Source organism: Streptomyces sp. CNZ301, from assembly GCF_004217425.1.
This window is the reverse complement of the sequence record NZ_SHLG01000001.1, coordinates 2,790,225-2,805,784: the sequence shown is the minus strand read 5'-3', so window position 1 is coordinate 2,805,784 and position 15,560 is coordinate 2,790,225. Positions and strand designations below refer to the sequence as shown.

The 15,560-nt window shown below is 67.2% G+C and carries 14 protein-coding genes; 3 read left to right on the top strand and 11 right to left on the bottom strand.

The features are described from left to right. Positions 1 to 212 precede the first annotated feature (212 nt). The 6 genes from EV375_RS11985 to EV375_RS11955 form a co-directional block, all read right to left on the bottom strand. Positions 213 to 500, bottom strand: coding sequence for a hypothetical protein (locus EV375_RS11985; protein WP_486588434.1), 288 nt, complete (start codon positions 498 to 500; stop codon positions 213 to 215). 529 nt (positions 501 to 1,029) lie between these two features. Next, positions 1,030 to 1,749: a Crp/Fnr family transcriptional regulator gene (locus EV375_RS11975; protein WP_486588433.1), complete on the bottom strand. Its 720-nt coding sequence runs from the start codon at positions 1,747 to 1,749 to the stop codon at positions 1,030 to 1,032. Positions 1,750 to 2,113: 364 nt separating this feature from the next. Continuing rightward, on the bottom strand, positions 2,114 to 2,932 hold the full coding sequence (locus tag EV375_RS11970) for a class I SAM-dependent methyltransferase (RefSeq protein WP_130299429.1): 819 nt from the start codon (positions 2,930 to 2,932) through the stop codon (positions 2,114 to 2,116). Continuing rightward, the gene (locus EV375_RS11965) at positions 2,929 to 4,563 is read right to left on the bottom strand and encodes a radical SAM protein (RefSeq protein ID WP_130299428.1); all 1,635 of its coding nucleotides are present in this window, start codon (positions 4,561 to 4,563) and stop codon (positions 2,929 to 2,931) included. The genes EV375_RS11970 and EV375_RS11965 overlap by 4 nt, the downstream gene beginning before the upstream one ends. 154 nt (positions 4,564 to 4,717) lie before the next feature. Further along, positions 4,718 to 5,164: a MauE/DoxX family redox-associated membrane protein gene (locus EV375_RS11960; RefSeq protein ID WP_130299427.1), complete on the bottom strand. Its 447-nt coding sequence runs from the start codon at positions 5,162 to 5,164 to the stop codon at positions 4,718 to 4,720. Between the two features lie 75 nt (positions 5,165 to 5,239). Continuing rightward, the gene (locus EV375_RS11955) at positions 5,240 to 5,887 is read right to left on the bottom strand and encodes a peroxiredoxin-like family protein (RefSeq protein ID WP_130299426.1); all 648 of its coding nucleotides are present in this window, start codon (positions 5,885 to 5,887) and stop codon (positions 5,240 to 5,242) included. 116 nt (positions 5,888 to 6,003) lie between these two features. On the opposite strand from EV375_RS11955, the gene EV375_RS11950 reads away from it, so the two are divergent. Then, positions 6,004 to 6,600 carry a TetR/AcrR family transcriptional regulator gene (locus tag EV375_RS11950; protein ID WP_130301782.1) on the top strand — a complete coding sequence of 199 codons (597 nt, stop codon included), beginning with the start codon at positions 6,004 to 6,006 and terminating at the stop codon, positions 6,598 to 6,600. Positions 6,601 to 6,631: 31 nt separating this feature from the next. Here EV375_RS11950 and EV375_RS11945 read toward each other — a convergent pair whose 3' ends face one another. From EV375_RS11945 to EV375_RS11935, 3 genes are all read right to left on the bottom strand, one after another. Then, positions 6,632 to 7,207: an SRPBCC family protein gene (locus tag EV375_RS11945; RefSeq protein ID WP_486588432.1), complete on the bottom strand. Its 576-nt coding sequence runs from the start codon at positions 7,205 to 7,207 to the stop codon at positions 6,632 to 6,634. Next, complete coding sequence (locus EV375_RS11940) at positions 7,204 to 7,500, bottom strand: DUF427 domain-containing protein (RefSeq protein ID WP_130299425.1); 297 nt, start codon at positions 7,498 to 7,500, stop codon at positions 7,204 to 7,206. Before EV375_RS11940 ends, EV375_RS11945 begins: the two co-directional genes overlap by 4 nt. A 283-nt stretch (positions 7,501 to 7,783) precedes the next feature. Continuing rightward, the gene (locus EV375_RS11935) at positions 7,784 to 8,380 is read right to left on the bottom strand and encodes a TetR/AcrR family transcriptional regulator (protein WP_130299424.1); all 597 of its coding nucleotides are present in this window, start codon (positions 8,378 to 8,380) and stop codon (positions 7,784 to 7,786) included. A gap of 85 nt (positions 8,381 to 8,465) precedes the next feature. Here EV375_RS11935 and EV375_RS11930 point away from each other — a divergent pair, with 85 nt between their 5' ends. Together EV375_RS11930 and EV375_RS11925 are read left to right on the top strand one after the other, a co-directional pair. Continuing rightward, the gene (locus EV375_RS11930) at positions 8,466 to 9,509 is read left to right on the top strand and encodes an NAD(P)-dependent alcohol dehydrogenase (RefSeq protein WP_130299423.1); all 1,044 of its coding nucleotides are present in this window, start codon (positions 8,466 to 8,468) and stop codon (positions 9,507 to 9,509) included. A 781-nt stretch (positions 9,510 to 10,290) separates the two neighbouring features. Then, the gene (locus EV375_RS11925) at positions 10,291 to 11,004 is read left to right on the top strand and encodes a DUF2637 domain-containing protein (RefSeq protein ID WP_130299422.1); all 714 of its coding nucleotides are present in this window, start codon (positions 10,291 to 10,293) and stop codon (positions 11,002 to 11,004) included. Positions 11,005 to 11,742: 738 nt separating this feature from the next. Here the strand turns inward: EV375_RS11925 and EV375_RS11910 are convergent. Both EV375_RS11910 and EV375_RS11905 read right to left on the bottom strand, forming a co-directional pair. Then, positions 11,743 to 12,600: an alpha/beta fold hydrolase gene (locus tag EV375_RS11910; protein WP_130299421.1), complete on the bottom strand. Its 858-nt coding sequence runs from the start codon at positions 12,598 to 12,600 to the stop codon at positions 11,743 to 11,745. 86 nt (positions 12,601 to 12,686) lie between these two features. Next, entirely contained in the window at positions 12,687 to 15,542 is a 2,856-nt protein-coding gene (locus EV375_RS11905) for a non-ribosomal peptide synthetase (protein WP_130299420.1), read from the bottom strand. Between the last annotated feature and the right edge of the window lie 18 nt (positions 15,543 to 15,560).

Sequence of the window (15,560 nt, the reverse complement as noted above, 5' to 3'; positions counted from 1 at the left end):
ACAGGAACAAGCCCGCGGCGTAAGACACTTGGGGCCGCCTCCGAGGGGCACGACGACAGGAGGCACGCAGCCCCGGAGGCGGCTTTCGGAAGCAGGCCGAGCGGACCCGGCGAGCAGTCCATACTCTAACGCAAGGGGAGAGTTGCGGTCTCTCCGCAGGAGGGGCAGGTCAACTCGTGTGCCATGAGGCGGGCTTCTCTCCCGGTGCGGTGCTATTCGTGGGCGGCGACGAGGTGTTCCAGCAGGGTCGCGGGGAATTCCCGCTCGAAGGAGGCGGCTTGCCAGCGGCTGGGGAAGAGCGCCAGCCAGCGCTCGTCCCTCAGACGGGTCAGGGCTTCGCCGTGGACCAGCCGGGAGCGGTTCAGGGCCTCTGCGCCCGCCTTGTCGGTGGCGCGCGCCAGCCTGTACGGCAGGGACTCCAGCCGCACGGGGGCGGAGAACTCGTGCTCCATACGGTGGGTCACCACGTCGAACTGCATGCTCGCTCGAGGAATGTTCACGCCTCACCGACTGGCTCGGATCTACGACCCGAGCTCTCACCGTCGCCCTGAACATGACCGAGGCATTGGCGTACCCGGTGAGGCACAGCGGCGGCGGCCCGTCCGAGAGCGGCTGCGGCACTGGCGTCGGCAGCGTGGATTGAGTCAGCTCGCACTGGCCGGAATCGGCGCGCCGAACACTCAGCGTGCGGTCGAGCTGATGCGCGGGGCCTTGGACGATGTCGGGCCGCACGATGCCCGAGTCATGACGCGTGTGGTCGCTGATCCGGCGGGGCGGACCAGTTCGGGTTCGCCGGCTCGCCGACGTTCCTGATCGACGGTCGTGATCCGTTCGCCGAGCCCCGTCACGCGCCGGGGCCGGCCTGCCGCGTGTACCGGACACCGGATGGGCCGGCTGGACTCCCGGAGCGTGACCAGCGGCACCGCGCCCTCGGTACTGACTGCTGACCGCCCTTCGCACGGCGGCGAGGAGGCCTCCGAACTCCTTGCGGGACGCGGGACGGGAGTCGGTCTGCGGTTCAGTCCGCACCTATGGCTGTCCGGCTTCGCCCCGAAGGCGTGCCGGGTCCAGGACGGTGATGCGCCTCCGGGCCAGACGAAGCAGGCCGCGGTCGGCGAATTCGCGCAGAACCTTGGTGGTGGTCTCCCGAGAGGTGCCGGCGAGAGCGGCAAGTTGCTCGTGGGTGAGGACGATGTGCGGATGGTGGGAGCCGGGGCGGAGTCTGCCCGCCGGGCTCTCGGTGCGGTTGGTCAGGGAGGTCAGCGTGGTGGCGATGCGCTGGGGGACGGACTTGAAGACGCTGTCGGACAGGCGCTGTTCGAGGTCGGCGAGGCGGTGGCCGAGGATCTCGGTGATCCGGGCCGCGATGCGCGCATCGGACAGCAGGAGGGTGTGCACGTCGGCACGGCTCATCACGCAGACGGTGACGTCGTCGAGGGCCTCGGCGAAGTTGTCGTACATGCGCTGGCCGAGCAGGGCCATCTCGCCGAAGATCGTGCCGGGGCTGATAATGGCGCAGGTCAGCGCTCTTCCGTCGGCGGAGACGCGGAAGATGCGGACCCGGCCGCGTTTGAGGATGAACAGCACTTCACAGGGTTGCTGCGGGACGTGAAGGATCTCTCCGGCGGCGTAGGTCTTCATCGGTGCTGCGGCGGCGATCGCGTCCATCTCCGGCTCGGACAGGTCGCGGAAGATGTCGACTTCGGATATGCACGAGGTGTGCTCTGCGTCGTCGTCGCGTTCGATCATGTGGATGCTCTCCTCGCCTCGCCCCAGGGCCCAGGGCGGGGGTGCGGCGCCCCGTTCCGGACTGGCGAGGGCGTCGGATTCCGCTGCCGGACAGTAGGGCACGGCACCGGGTCTCCGAGGGAGGCCGTCGTGTGCTTGACCGGGCGATGTAAGCCAGGCGAAGGCACGGCAGACGAGACCGGCGACCGTGGTGATCACCAGTGTCCTCCATCGGCAGGGCCACCGATGGCCGAGTGGCCACTCCTATGCCTTACCCCGCGACCAACCCGCCCGTGCGGCGTGCGTAGGGGCGATCCCCGCAATGTTGGCTGCGATATTCGGAGATCCTCGAGTCCCGAGTGATTCCCTGCTTTGCCCTTGCCGCTCAACGGGACTTCTCGGTGATCAGCAGGGCGTAGCCGAGGGTGCCGTCGGCGACGGCGGCGCGGGCGGCGGCCAGGACGGCCGGTGCCGCTTCCAGGTCGACGCCCGCGGCGGTGAGTTTTGTCGAGGCGGTCATCCGCAGCAGGTTCAGCCTCGCCTCGATCTGGTCGATCATGCGGGTCATCGCCTGGTCGTGGCGTTCGGTGCGCACCGTACGCAGTCCTGCGGCGGCCAGGATCCGTGAGTATTCGGACAGCGGGCGGGCGTCAGCGATGCAGGCGATCCGCGCGGCGAGACCGGTCAGTTCCGGCGGGAGCCGGTCCTGGACGGCGGTGACGTCAGTGATTCCGACCCGGCCGCCAGGGACCAGAACGCGGGCGAACTCGGCGGCGGCCCGGGCCTTGTCGGGAAAGGTGCACAGAGCGCACTCGCACACCACTGCCTCGAAGACCCCGTCCGGATGGGGCAGACCCTCGGCGTCACCCGTGATGAAAGTGGCGCGGTCGCCGAGTCCCACGGCGGAGGCGGCGCCCTGGGCGAGGGCGGTATTGGCCGGGGAGTAGTCCACGCCGTCCACCCGCACGCCGTAGGTCTCGGCGAGGAGAAGAGCTGTGGTGCCGCGGCCTGAGGCCACGTCGAGTACGCGGCTCGACTTCGTCAGCTGAAGGCCCTCGGCAAGGCGCCGGGTGAGGGCGGTGCCGCCGGGGTGGTAGGAGTCGCCGAGCAGCAGGGCGACCACGTCGGAGGAGTATGCGGCCGCGCAACAGTCCTTGAGACGGTCACCGGGTACGGCGGAAGGGCTGGGGCTCTGGTCGGTCATTCCGGGTCCCCCTCGCCGGCGGACGCGGACGCGGATGCGTGACGGGCGGTCTTGGAGCCGTAGGCGGTGTCGGTGAGCTGTGCTGCCAGCGGCAGAGCGTTGGGCACCACATCGGCGACGGGGACACCGGACATCTGTGCGCGGATCTGCTCGCGGTAGCCCACGGAGTTGTACGCGCAGAAGGGGATCAGCCGGCCGTCCGGGGTGATCTCCTCCACGCAGCACTTCATCAGCTGCTTGACGTTGAGGGTGTAGGCGTCCTGGAAGTCCTGCACGACGATCATGAAGGCCTTCTCGCGCAGGTCCTTCACCGCCCCTGGCAGGTCGATGCCGCAGCTGTCCGCGCAGTCCAGGGCTTCGGCGGTGGCTCGCAGCTTCTCCTCGGTCGTCTCGGTGCCCATGAAGGCCGAGGCGGACCACAGCTTTTCCAGTGCTTCGCGGATGCCCGCCTCGGGCATGACCCGGTTGGTGACGTAGTCGAGGTGGTCCTCCACGTTCAGCAGACGCGGGATCGGGACGACGGTGCGGTCCCCGGGCTCGCCGTCCACCAGCAGGTAGGTGACGGAGCGGCAGGTCGGAAAGCAGCAGGGTACGGGGAAGAAGTCACCCTTCTGGAACCACTGCGGGCGCTGGGCGTTGATCAGCTGGATGACGTCGGGGTTGGTGAGCCGCTCCAGCGGGTCGAAGGGCAGGTGCCGTCCGGAGTGGGTGACCGGCTGGAAGGCCACGGAACGGACGGCCGGGTGGTCGATGCCGAACTCGATGATCGCGCCGAGTTCGTGCTCGTTCAGACCCCGCTCGACGGCGGCGACCAGGGTGACGGTCAGGCCGGCCTCCGCGCAGTTGTCCAGCGCCCGCTGCTTGAAGGTGCGCAGGTCCCGGCCGCGGATCTCCACGTGGGTGCGTTCATCGAAGCCGTCGAATTGGAGGTAGATGTTCACCGACTTTCCGGGGACCTGGTTTCGCCGGCCGAGTTCGGCGACGAACCGCTGGTCGGAGGCGAGGCGGATGCCGTTGGTGTTGAGGGTGACGTTCTTGACCGGGCGGCTCTGAGCGAGGTCGATGAAGTCGAGGATGTGCTTGTGGATGGTCGGCTCGCCGCCGGAGAACATCACCACCTCGGCCTCGCCTTCGGACTCCACGAACACATCCAGCATCCGCTCGCATTGCTCATGCGTGATGGAGTAGCCTCCCCCAGCGCCTTCGGCCTGGGGGGACCCCCATGCGTGGTGTCCGGAGTCGGCGAAGCAGATCGGACAGTCGAGATTGCAGCCGGTGTTGACCTCGATGATCCCCAGACAGGCGTGCTGCTTGTGCTCCGGGCACAGTCCGCAGTCGCTCGGGCAGCCCTCCCGCACCTCGGTCTGGAAGGCGAGGGGAATCGTGCCGGGCTTGTTGAACCGTGCCGAGGAGAGGTATTCCTCGGCGTCCCCGTAGACCAGGGCCTCGAACTCTCCGTGCTCGCGGCAGCGTTTACGCAGGTAGACCTTGCCGTCACGGATGTTGACCTGTGCGTCGACCGGCGTCTTGCACAGCGGGCAGATCGACTTGGTGAACTCGAGGAACACCTCGTCGCGGTCGGCCTTGCGCCGTGTCTCGGTCGGCCGGGGTCGTTGGGGCGTCTCAGGCATGCGCGGCCTTCCTGGTCGTCAGCGCGGGAGCAGTGGGGCATCGGCGGGCGGCTGCCTTCGGGAGGGGCGTGTCGGGGACGCGCGTCCGGCCGCCCGGCACGGCTCCACCGCCAGAGCAGTGGTCATCGGGGTGGGCGTTCCCACCTCGGAGCGATCACCTGCGGTGGGCTTCACTCACCGCCTCCTGCGACCTGGTTTCTCCCGGGCGCCGTGCCGCGCGGAGCAGCAACCCTGCATAGAGCAGCAGGAGTCCGTCCTGGATGAGGACGACCCAGTTCAGGCTCTGGGCCAGGTAGATCCCGAAGCAGCCGCAGTTCGTGACGGTGAGTCCGCGTGTGTAGGCCTGGACGGCCAGCAGCGCCCAGACCATCGCGACCGCGGTGAACACCCACACCGGCGTGGTCGCTCGCGATCGCGGACGGGCCAGCAGCCAGAGCCCACTGACCAGTTCGCCCGCGATCAGCGCCACTGCGAGCGCGGCAGCTCCCGCGTCGGTGACGAGCCCGTAGGCCGTCACGATCGCGGGCATCTGCCCGAAGGAGGCGAGCTGCCCGGCGGCCATCGCGGCATACAGCGCACCGAACACGATCCGCAGCGTCATGTCCCGCACGCTAGGCCCGCGAGAGGGGCCGGAACTGTAAGCGCGCTCACCGAAGAGCCCTCCATGCGGCCTGGGTCAGCCCAGCGAGTCGAGCGCGGCGATGATGTCGGCCGGTTCGGCGCGCCTGGTGTAGTCGGTGTCGACGAAGGCCCATTGGATGGTGCCGGCCTCGTTGATGACGTAGGTGGCGGGCAACGGCAGGGTACGTGCGTGGCCCCCGTTCACCCGCCGGAGGTCGAAGCCGAGCCTGTCGTAGACCCCGGCCAGGTCGCCCGGCAGGTCGTAGGCGAGTCCGTACTGCTTGGCGGTGTCGGCGCCGATGTCGCTGAGGACGTCGAAGGCCAACTCGTGCTTCTCCGTCAGGGACAGGGACTCGTCGGGGATCTGCGGGGAGACGGCCACCAGCCGGGCCCCGCGCGCGGCGATGGCGTCGTGGTGCTGCTGCAGGGAGCGCAGGGCGATGTTGCAGTACGGGCACCACGCGCCGCGATAGAAGGTCAGCACGGCAGGCCCTTCGGCCAGCAGCCCGTCCAGCGTGACGGTCCGTCCGGTTGCGCTCGGCAGGCGGAAGCCGGGCGCCTGGGCACCCACGGACAGCGCGCGGTCGGCCTGGCCGGATTCGGCCAGGTCCCGTCCCGCGCGGTTCATGATCTCCCGGATGTCGGCGGGAATCTGTTCCTGCCGGGCGTCGTAGAAGGCGCGCAGTTCGGCGCTGAGGCTCATCGGGACCCCTCACAGACGGATCTTGAAATGACTGTTCCAAGATAGCCTTGCGAGTGGGCTCCGTCACCATGGGGAGCGGTATCTTGGAACTCTCAGTTCAAGATGACGGGATGACCATGCCGGACATCAAGCACTTCGATTCGGACGCGGCCCTGGACACGGTGGTCCGCCTGTTCTGGCGCCAGGGCGTGGCCGCGACCGGCATCCAGGACATCGTGAACGCGACCGGACTCAACCGCTCCAGCCTGTACGCCACGTTCGGCGGCAAGACGGAGCTCTACCGCGCCGCTCTGGAGCGCTATGCCGAGAGCCGCACGCGGCCGGTCCTCGAGCGCCTTACGGAGGACCAGCGGGGACTGCCCGCCGTCACCGACTTCTTCACCCGGCTGATCGAGACGCGCTGCCGGGGCGAGTTCGCCCAGTGGGGCTGCATGGTCTCCAACGCGCACGCGGGCGCCGAGAACGGCGACCCCGACGTGCGGTCGATCCTCGACCGGCAGCACGATCGCCTGCGCGACGCGTTGCACGGGGCCCTCCTCGCGGCCCAGGAGCGCGGTCAACTGGCCCCGGGCAGCGATCCCGCCGCCGCGGCCGAGGTGCTGGCGCTGCTCGCACACGGGGTGAACCTGCGATCGCGCGCCGGCGCGGACGCACGCCGCCTCAGGAAGACAGTGACCTCAGCGCTCGACGCGATCGGCGGGGCGGCGGTGTGATGCATGCGATCCGGCGCACCGTCACGCGGCCTCAACTCCGCGCTCTGCGCTCCGCTTCCTCCCTGACAGAGGCGAGCGACGCCGCAACGGTCGCCTCCCAGCGGGCGGCAACCGCAGAGCCCCACCACTGTCCGAGCCGCCACAGGTCCGTGCCCATCTGCCCCTCGTACACCAGTCGTGTCCCCGTAGCGTGCCCGCTCAGTACGAAGGACTCGGTCACCTGCGGGACCGGGCCCCGCACCAGCCGGAAGTCGATGCGCTCGGGCCGGGAGAATCGCACCGTCTCCACCGTGACCGCCCTCAGCCTCCCGCCCGCAACGGGCGTGAAGTGTTCGGCCAGCACCAGGTCGCTGCCCCGCTCCAGCACGCTGAGCTTCTCGCGCATGGCCCGCGGGGTGCGGCCCAGGTACGGCTGCGCCACCACGTCGAAGACCACCTCCCGGGACGCTGCGATGTCCACGGTCTGCGGGCCCAACGGTCGGGTGCGGCGGCCCGCGCCCACGTCGACGGGCACCGCTCCGGTCACCAGTCCCAGGTAGGTACCGCCCAGGACACCTCCGACGCCGACGGTCCACGCGGCGATCCGTGCCAGGCGTGCGCCGGTCATCGTCCGGCCTCCGGTACTGCTTCCACGGTGACGCCGTTCGAGAAGGCGACATGGCTTTTGATCTTCCTGGCGAACGGACTTGGGTGCGGGCAGCACCAGGCGGCGTTCGCGAAATCCCGCCCGCCGACGATCACCCAGCAACAGCGGGCGATCCCCTTCCGCAGGCACTGCGACCGCCTGCGGCTCTCAGAGACGTACCCGCGGTTGAGCGACTCGGGCGGAAAGCAGTGGTCCCTCACCACCACTGTCCGCTCCGCCTGCGCAAGCACCGCACCATTCCACACAGCACGCATCGTGATCCTCCACCTCCGGCGAGATCCTGATCATCCACACGGTGACGCTAGAGCGCCAACGCACCCACGACGGTGACCCCGCTCACCCTCGGGTCCCGGCGTCCGCAGCTGCTGAGAGGGCCCGGTGGAGCTGGCCGACCTCGCTGCCGGCCACCCACCACGGTCTCGGCCTGGCCGCCGTCGGCCTTATCAAGTGCCACGCGACCTGGCAGAAGGCACTCACCTCGTTCAAGAACCACTCACCGCGTGTCGCCCGTCACCAACGTGCCCGAACAGCACACCTCTAGGGGCTGTTGCCCGGCGTCATCGCGCGGCGGACGCTCTCGTGGAGCAGGGTCCGGCGCTGCTCGTGCACTTCGGGAGACTCCTGTGCGGTCGCCGCGTAAACATTGCTGACCGGTGACCACGCCATCGACATTGCGATCACCATGGCCATCACGTCGAAGGGGTCTCCGTGGCGCACCAAACCGCGGGACTGGGCCTCGGCGATGGCACGCAGCTTGGGGTCGTCGAGTCGGCCGGATTCCTCGACGAGGTGTCCAGTTGGGCGTCGCTCCAGGCGGGCCCAGGTGGCCAGACGGATGAGGTCGGGGCGGCGGAGATACTCGTCATAGAGGCGCACGGCCCAGTCAGCGAGGTCGGTGGCGTCGACCGGGACGACATTCATGATCCGCTCCAGCGAGCTGAAGAAGATGGTGTCGAAGAGCCCTTCCTTGCTGCCGAAGTAGGCATAGAGCTGCGCCTTGTTGGTGCGTGCCGCGGTCACGATCCGCTCGATGCGCGCGCCCGCGATCCCGTGCTCGGCGAACTCCTGGGTCGCCACGTCGAGGATGCGCTGGTATGTCGCGGCTCCACGCGAGGTCAGGGGCTGATCGGCCATGCACCGACGCTAGCAGACAGAACGGTTGGTCTGTTTGATGGTAACGTAAATAGACCAACCAGTCTGTCTGTAAAGGGGAGGCGCCATGAGGAGCACCGTCGGCTGGCGGGCGGAAGGCCCGTCGACGGCACTGCGGCGGACGTCACTTGAACGGCGCGAGCTGCGCCCCGACGACCTCGCGATCCGCGTCGACTACTGCGGCGTCTGCCACACCGATGCGCACGCCGTCAGCGCCCTGGCCGGCGAGGGCGGCCGGTCCCTGGTGCCGGGCCACGAGTTCACGGGCGTGGTGACCGAGACTGGATCCGCGGCCACCCACTTCGCCGTCGGCGACCAGGTCGCGGTCGGCAACATCGTCGACTCGTGCGGCGAGTGCGCCATGTGCCAGGCCGGCCAAGAAAACTTCTGTCATGCCTTCCCGACTCTGACGTATGACGGCGTCGACCGGCACGACGGATCGACCACCCTGGGGGCCTTCTCCCGCGAGTACGTCGTCCGTGACCGCTTCGCCCACCCCCTTCCCGCCGGCCTGGATCCGGCGGCCGCCGCTCCTTTGCTCTGTGCCGGAGTCACCGTCTGGGAGCCGTTGCGGGCCCTCGGCGTCGGTCCGGGGACCCGCGTCGCAGTGGCGGGACTGGGCGGTCTGGGCCATCTCGCGGTCAAGATCGCCGTGGCACTCGGCGCCGAGACCACGGTCATCAGCCGCTCACCGGACAAGATCGACGACGCCCGATGTCTGGGCGCTCACGGCCTCATCGTCTCCACGGACTCGGCCCAGACGGCTGCCGCCCGCGACCGCTTCGACGTCCTCATCGACACCGTCTCCGCCCCGCACGACCTCGGCCCTTACCTGCGCATGGTCGCCATGGACGGCACCCTCAGCCACCTCGGCCACCTCGGATCCGTCACTGTGGAGACCACCGATCTGCTCGTGGGACGGAAGGCCCTAACCTCCGCAGGCAGCGGCGGCCTCCCCGCGACCGCCGCCATGCTCGATTTCTGCGCGGAACACGCCATCGTCGCCGACATCGAGATGCTCCCCTCGGCGCACGTGAACGAGGCCCTGGAACGCCTCCGGCGCAACGACATCCGCTACCGCTTCGTACTCGACATGTCCGACCTGGGCTGACGGGCGAAAGTCATGACCCGCGGTGCGTCCGAAAGTTGGGGCCGTAGCGGACGTTCATCAGGGGCGGACGTCAGTGGGACCGAAGGTGCCGCACTGTGAGCATGCAGCCAGGGCCGTGTCCGGCCCGGAGGAAAGTCCGGGACCGGACACAGCGTCTCTCTTGGCTGAAACTTCAGGTCAGCGACTACAAGAAGCCCGGACGGGATCAAGGTGGCCCACAGCCGCCCGGCCTGACGTGTGCAGAGGGCTCGCTCGGCAGTGGCGGAGTCCAGAGGCAACCCGGCTCAGGCCTCCGACCCTCTGGCAGGTCAAGAGCCGTACGTGGCAAATGAATTGACAGGCTGGCAGGGCCAAACCTGACGAGTTGGGTCCCACGACGCCGTGTGCGTTTCACCGCACCATCAATGCATCGGTGCAGGTCACAGCCCTTCTCCGGAACAAGCGGCGTGCGAGCGGCCAAACTGCTCAACGCCTCGTGGTCAGGGCATCACTCCAGCAACGAAGGCAGCTGACCTGGGCAAAGTCATCGGAGGGGACGCCCTTCACGCCGAATGGCGCACTGCGCCGGACGAAAGGAGCAACGATCAAAAGACCGCGTGCGTTTTGGTATGCACAAGCACGGTCCTGACCAACATATCCGCTGGTCAGGACCCTTGATCGGAAGTACCCTCGGCGCGGCTCGAACAGCATCTACAGGAAAGCGCATGCGTCGTGAACTGGTCGTTTCCGCGACTGTAGAGGTTCCGAAGCAGCGCCGCCGTCGCCGGGGCGGTGGTGCCCGATGAACGGCACAGACGCGCAAGGTGCACGTCCTCACCAGGCACAGACCGCGACGACGCTTGAAGTGTGGGTGCGGCGAATCTGTGCGCTCGTCGTTGCTGCTGTAGCCGCCTACGCGTCTTACGAGCATCAACGGGACTTTGCGCTCCATGGAGGAGCCGACCCCACGGGGGCGGCACTGTGGCCGCTGTCCGTGGATGGCTTGCTGGTGCTTGCCACGGTCGGCCTGCTGAAACCCGGCGGTCCATCCAGCAACCGTATGCGTTACATGGTCCGGCTGGCGTTCGGCCTCGGGAGCAGCGTGTCCCTCGCCGCCAACATCGCTGCTGCGCCTGCGTTTTCGTGGCAGCCCATTCTGGTGGCCGGCTGGCCCCCGGTGGCTCTGCTCCTCGCTGTCGAACTTCTCACGCACCGTGGGGACACGCGAGAGCGGAACGGGGTGGCATCCGGTCGGGCCGCGGCAACTCTCGATGGCGAGAGCATGGCCGAGAGCGAGACGTGGATCAGTCTCGCCCGTGTCCCGAACGGCTCCCTTGCATCGGGCACGGCGACCGCCGAGCAGGCCATGTGGGCCCACTTCCAGCGGGAGCGAGCCAAGGGACGTACGCCGACCGGGGCAGAGCTGGATCGGGCAGCGGGCACCAACAACTACGGCCGGGCAGTGCTCGCGCGTTGGCGACGCTCCGGCCACATTGACGGGGCCGCCGCAGGGTAGCAACGGAGCATCCCGCAACGGTCATTGACAACGGTCATTGAGCCGATCAGCCGGATGTGGCCGTATGGTCAGTCGGCACAGCGCCCCACTATTGACGACAGCCGTCGCGAGCAGGGCGCTTGCTTCGTGTTCCCGCGTTCGAGGCGGCAAAGAGACCGGTTCACGCTCCCAGCAGTACGTGAGTCAGATGTCGAATTTGACCCGGTCGCGCGCTGGACACGAACGAGGCGAGTGTCTCCCGGGGTGAACAGCAAGGCTGGGCCGTGGGAGTCCTTGGAGTCGCGGATCGCGACGCCGCTGTAGGGCGTGGGTTAGGTTGGCAGCCTCGACGCATTCGCCCTCGCCGTTGCTGTAGGACGACGTTGAACCAGCGAGCGCCCTTCAGGTCGGATGCCATCAACGTGGCAGGGTGAGCATTTTCCGTGATCTCTCTCGATAGTTGGTGCAGGAACTTCGGGGTGTCCCCAGGAGGCAGGGCCGATGCCACCATGGCGTCGAACATGCGGGAGAATCGCCCGACCTCGCGCGGTTTGTCCGTGACAGCAACGGTGAACCATGCGGTGTCGGTCTGGACCGTGGTCGGCCAAGCAAGATCAGACTGCCCACCAAGATCAGCGCTCATGTCCACCGTGACTGTCGCGAACCCCCGCCTACGTGCTCATGCAGAGAGTCGTCCAACACAGTTCGTCCGCCCATAACCTGACATCAGCAAGGTCCTCACCCATGGCCACACGTTCGCTACGCAGAGCCGCCGCTCTTGAGGTGGTCATGGATCGCTTCAGCGAGAACAGAAGAATCGTCAAGCCATGGGAAGTGACCTCCCGAAGGTTGAACGAACGATTTTCCGTGGGGGAATACAGCTGCGAGCCGTTCGCCGGTGCTCGGCGTGGGGAAGGGGTCCAGCTCACCGGTGATCACCAGTACTGGAACGGGCAGCTGCTGCAGAGCCATGCGCATGGATTCAGTATCGAAGTCGAATCCCTCGTAGAAGCCCTCGGCCGCGGCGAGGCTGATCTGCTCCGGTTCGCTATCCGCATGCGACCGCGCTGCTTCGTCCCAACGGCCGTAGTAGAAGGGAGCTGCAGGCACTCGGTAGGGCACAGTTTCCGCCATTGTCCTGGAGCAAACCCAGCCGTCGATCGCTTCGCGGGCCTGCGGGTACCACTCTTCGTGTGTCCGTAGCAACAGCGCTTCGTGAAAGTCCTTGACGTCGATGCCTACTAGACGGCTACTGGGAGCAACAAGGACGAGATGAGAGAGCCGGTGAGGATGTCGCAGAGTGTAGAGCATCGCGGTGTTGGCGGCGGATGAATGCGCGAGCAACACGGGGCGCTTGTAGTTGAGGTGCCTCATCAATGCCTCGACATCGTGGACCGAGGCGGCGGCACGATACGTCGCGGGGTCGTCCGGGGTGGCGGATTGCCCAGTGCCACGGTTGTCCAGGCGGATGACGGTGCTGCTGGGGAGGCTGGCGGTGATTCCGGAGAGATAGGTAGACGCTCGTCCGGGGCCTCCCGCCAGACAGACTATCGGTGGCCCCTCCCCAGATACATGGTATGCGAGTTCGAGGTCGTCGAAGGACGGGAACGTGGGCATGCACGTGGCTCCTTCCGGTTGTTCTTGCTTCCCATATGGTGCTGCTTACTCTGGAACCTCAGATCCCAGTCTCCAGGCGTCCGCGATCAAGGGGAAGCTTCAGTGAGCTGCTGCACAAGTGAAATGAACTGGCGGGCCGTCGAGTTCTTGTAGAACTCCCTGGGTGAGACCTTGGGCAGTCCTTCGGTGCGGAGCGCGGCAATGGCTTGGACCACCATGAGCGAATTGCCGCCTAGCCTGAAGAAGTTGTCATCCAGTCCGACCTCGGTCTTCAGGAGGGCGCTCCAGATACGAACGATTGTTGCCGCCGGGTCAGCATGAGAAACCCGACTCCTCTGCGGTGCCACTTCTGAGGAGACCGCCGGGAATCGAGTGGCATCAGCGCGAGGATCAGGCAGCCTGGTCTTGTCGAGCTTGCCGTTGATGGTCAGTGGGATCTCGGTGAGGATCGTCAAAGTCGAAGGGACCATATAGTCGGGCAGCAGGGCTCGGAGGCGGGCTTGCACTGCGTCCAGGTCCAATGTGTCGTCCGCTGCGGCCACATAGCCGTCGAGTCGCCTGCTTGCCGGGTCCGCCGGGTTGTCCTGACGCACGACCACAGCCGCTGCGGAAATGCCGCCGGAGTCGATCAACGCGGCCCGGATTTCGTCCAGTTCGATGCGGTAGCCGCGCACCTTGACTTGGTTGTCCAAGCGGCCCAGGTGATCGAAGGAACCGTCGGGCCACATCCGCCCCTGATCTCCGCTTCGGTAGATGAGTTCGTCCGTGAGAGGGTCGTGGACGAAACGCTCGGCAGTGAGGTCAGGCTTGCCCAGATATCGGTCGGCCACTCCCGCGCCCCCTACGCAAAGTTCGCCGGTCGCTCCCGGAGGGAGGATCCGGCCGTGCGTGTCGCGGACGGACAAGTGCCAGCCAGGCAGAGGTTTGCCGACCGAACGGGACCCAGAGGCGACGTCCTTCGGTGTCATGGTGTGGGAGGTGACATGCACCGTCGTTTCAGTGATCCCAAACATGTTCACGAGCCGACAGCTCGCGGGCGAGCGGCGGGCGTACCAGGTCTCCAGCATCCTGGTGTCGAGCGGTTCACCGCCAAAGATGATCAGCCGGAGCGCCGGCTCCCGCTCCTGCAACTGACCGGCGTTGAGGAGCTGGGAAAACGCTGAGGGCGTCTGGTTCAGCACCGTGACTCGCTCGGTGAGAACAAGCTCGCAGAATTCGTCAGTGTCCCGTGTCACCCAATACGGCACAACAACCAAACGTCCACCGGTGAGCAGGCATCCCCACATTTCCCAGACCGAAAAGTCAAAGGCGCTCGAGTGGAAGAGGGTCCAGGTATCGTCCGAGCCGAGGCGGAAATCAGCTGTCGTAGCCTCCACCAGAGCAATGACGTTGCGGTGCGGCACGACGACGCCCTTGGGACGTCCTGTCGAACCCGAGGTATAGATCACGTACGCGGTGCTCGATGCGCTGTCGGTCGAGGGCTCCAGCTCGGGCGACGGCGAGGCGCTGCCTCGTTCGGCCACCTCGGCGGGGCTAACAATCACCGCTCCGTCAGGTGCAGGAAACGTGTCCAGTGCCGTGACAATTACGCGCAGGCCCGCGTCCGCAGCCGTGTATCGCAGCCGGTCGACCGGGTGTCGGGTATCCATCGGGACGTAGGCGGCACCGGCCTTGAGGACGGCCAGCAGAACCACGACGAGGTCTGCGTCGCGTTCGAGGCACGCACCTACCAGGTCCCCGGGAGCGACTCCCAGGTTACGGAGTCCGGCCGCGCAGATCTCGGCACGGCTGTTGAGCTCCTGGTAGGTCAGCTGGGTGGAGCCGGCTGTCAAGCACGTGGCATGGGGCGACATCCGGGCGATCTTCGCAAAACGCTGGTGAATCGCCTCGCCCGATGAGCCCGACGGGGGAGCCATGGTGCCCAGTCCCCCCAGCGCAAGGATGTCGCGTGCGGTCTCACCAGTCAGGGGGGCGATATCAGTGAGTAGCCGCCGCCCAGCCCCTGCGCGAAGGTCCGCAGCGATCCTGACCAGATAGGAGCAGAACTGTTCGGCGATGGTGCGGGAGACGGCTGCCTCTTCGAATTGGCAGGTGGCGTCCAGTGTTCCGTCGGCCCGCTCGGTGACGCGGAGAGTGAGGGGGAATATCGGCGACAGTGAGGGCTCGTACTGTTCCTGACCCTCCTTGGCGTGGATGATGCCCACACTCGGCAGAGGTTCGTGATCCGTTCGTTCCTCGGGGCGAATTCCGGCGCGGGCGAGTAGGTCGGACACAGCTTGACCCTCATGTGCCTTGAGGGTGATGAAGCCTGGCTTCAGGTGTTCGGCGAGGTCCAGGGCGCCGAGCCGGACAGCCTCGTCTCCACTGTACCGAGCCACGGTCAGTGCCATGGCCCCGGTGAGGGATGTCCTGTCGATTCCGCTTTCCAGAGCGAGGTTCAGCGAGGTCCAGCCGGTCAGGGATGCGTCGTGGTGGTCGGGGAGCCCCCATGCGGGTCGAAGGGCGTCACCTCGGCCGGTGTCCAGGGCAGGCTCCTGGAGCATGCCGCGGGCCAGGGCTGCACCAGAGGTGGGGATTTCGGATGTCAGTAGAGTGGCGGCCCGGCGTAGGCTCGGAACCGGTATGCGGGAACGGTCTGCCACCAGAATGAGATCTTGCGTGTCGTCGTAGCGCAGCAGCACTGCACGCAGCGGAGCGACTCCTGCGCGGATCGGACGCGTTGCCTCAGCAGTTCGTCTGCGCTGTGCCTCGGGTGCTGCCGCCCGTGCGTGCACGCGGGTTGTCCAGAGCTTTGCCCCGCCGTACACCGTCTGTATATCGGCTTCGGTGAGCCGTTCGCGTGCTCGCTCGTAGTCGAAGCCGTGGTCGAGCCTGATGGCGAGGCTGTGGCATGCCGCACCTGGCAGGAGCGGCGCGATATCTGTGGTCGCGCGTGTGGTCATGAACGGCCTTCCGCTGAT

Coding starts and splice junctions, on each gene's coding strand:
- EV375_RS11930 (WP_130299423.1), top strand. CDS start 8,466: ATGAGGAGCACCGTCGGCTGGCGGGCGGAAGGCCCGTCGACGGCACTG.
- EV375_RS11910 (WP_130299421.1), bottom strand. CDS start 12,600: ATGCCCACGTTCCCGTCCTTCGACGACCTCGAACTCGCATACCATGTA.
- EV375_RS11905 (WP_130299420.1), bottom strand. CDS start 15,542: ATGACCACACGCGCGACCACAGATATCGCGCCGCTCCTGCCAGGTGCG.
- EV375_RS11955 (WP_130299426.1), bottom strand. CDS start 5,887: ATGAGCCTCAGCGCCGAACTGCGCGCCTTCTACGACGCCCGGCAGGAA.
- EV375_RS11935 (WP_130299424.1), bottom strand. CDS start 8,380: ATGGCCGATCAGCCCCTGACCTCGCGTGGAGCCGCGACATACCAGCGC.
- EV375_RS11940 (WP_130299425.1), bottom strand. CDS start 7,500: ATGCGTGCTGTGTGGAATGGTGCGGTGCTTGCGCAGGCGGAGCGGACA.
- EV375_RS11965 (WP_130299428.1), bottom strand. CDS start 4,563: ATGCCTGAGACGCCCCAACGACCCCGGCCGACCGAGACACGGCGCAAG.
- EV375_RS11945 (WP_486588432.1), bottom strand. CDS start 7,207: ATGACCGGCGCACGCCTGGCACGGATCGCCGCGTGGACCGTCGGCGTC.
- EV375_RS11950 (WP_130301782.1), top strand. CDS start 6,004: ATGCCGGACATCAAGCACTTCGATTCGGACGCGGCCCTGGACACGGTG.
- EV375_RS11975 (WP_486588433.1), bottom strand. CDS start 1,749: ATGATCGAACGCGACGACGACGCAGAGCACACCTCGTGCATATCCGAA.
- EV375_RS11970 (WP_130299429.1), bottom strand. CDS start 2,932: ATGACCGACCAGAGCCCCAGCCCTTCCGCCGTACCCGGTGACCGTCTC.
- EV375_RS11925 (WP_130299422.1), top strand. CDS start 10,291: ATGAACGGCACAGACGCGCAAGGTGCACGTCCTCACCAGGCACAGACC.
- EV375_RS11960 (WP_130299427.1), bottom strand. CDS start 5,164: ATGACGCTGCGGATCGTGTTCGGTGCGCTGTATGCCGCGATGGCCGCC.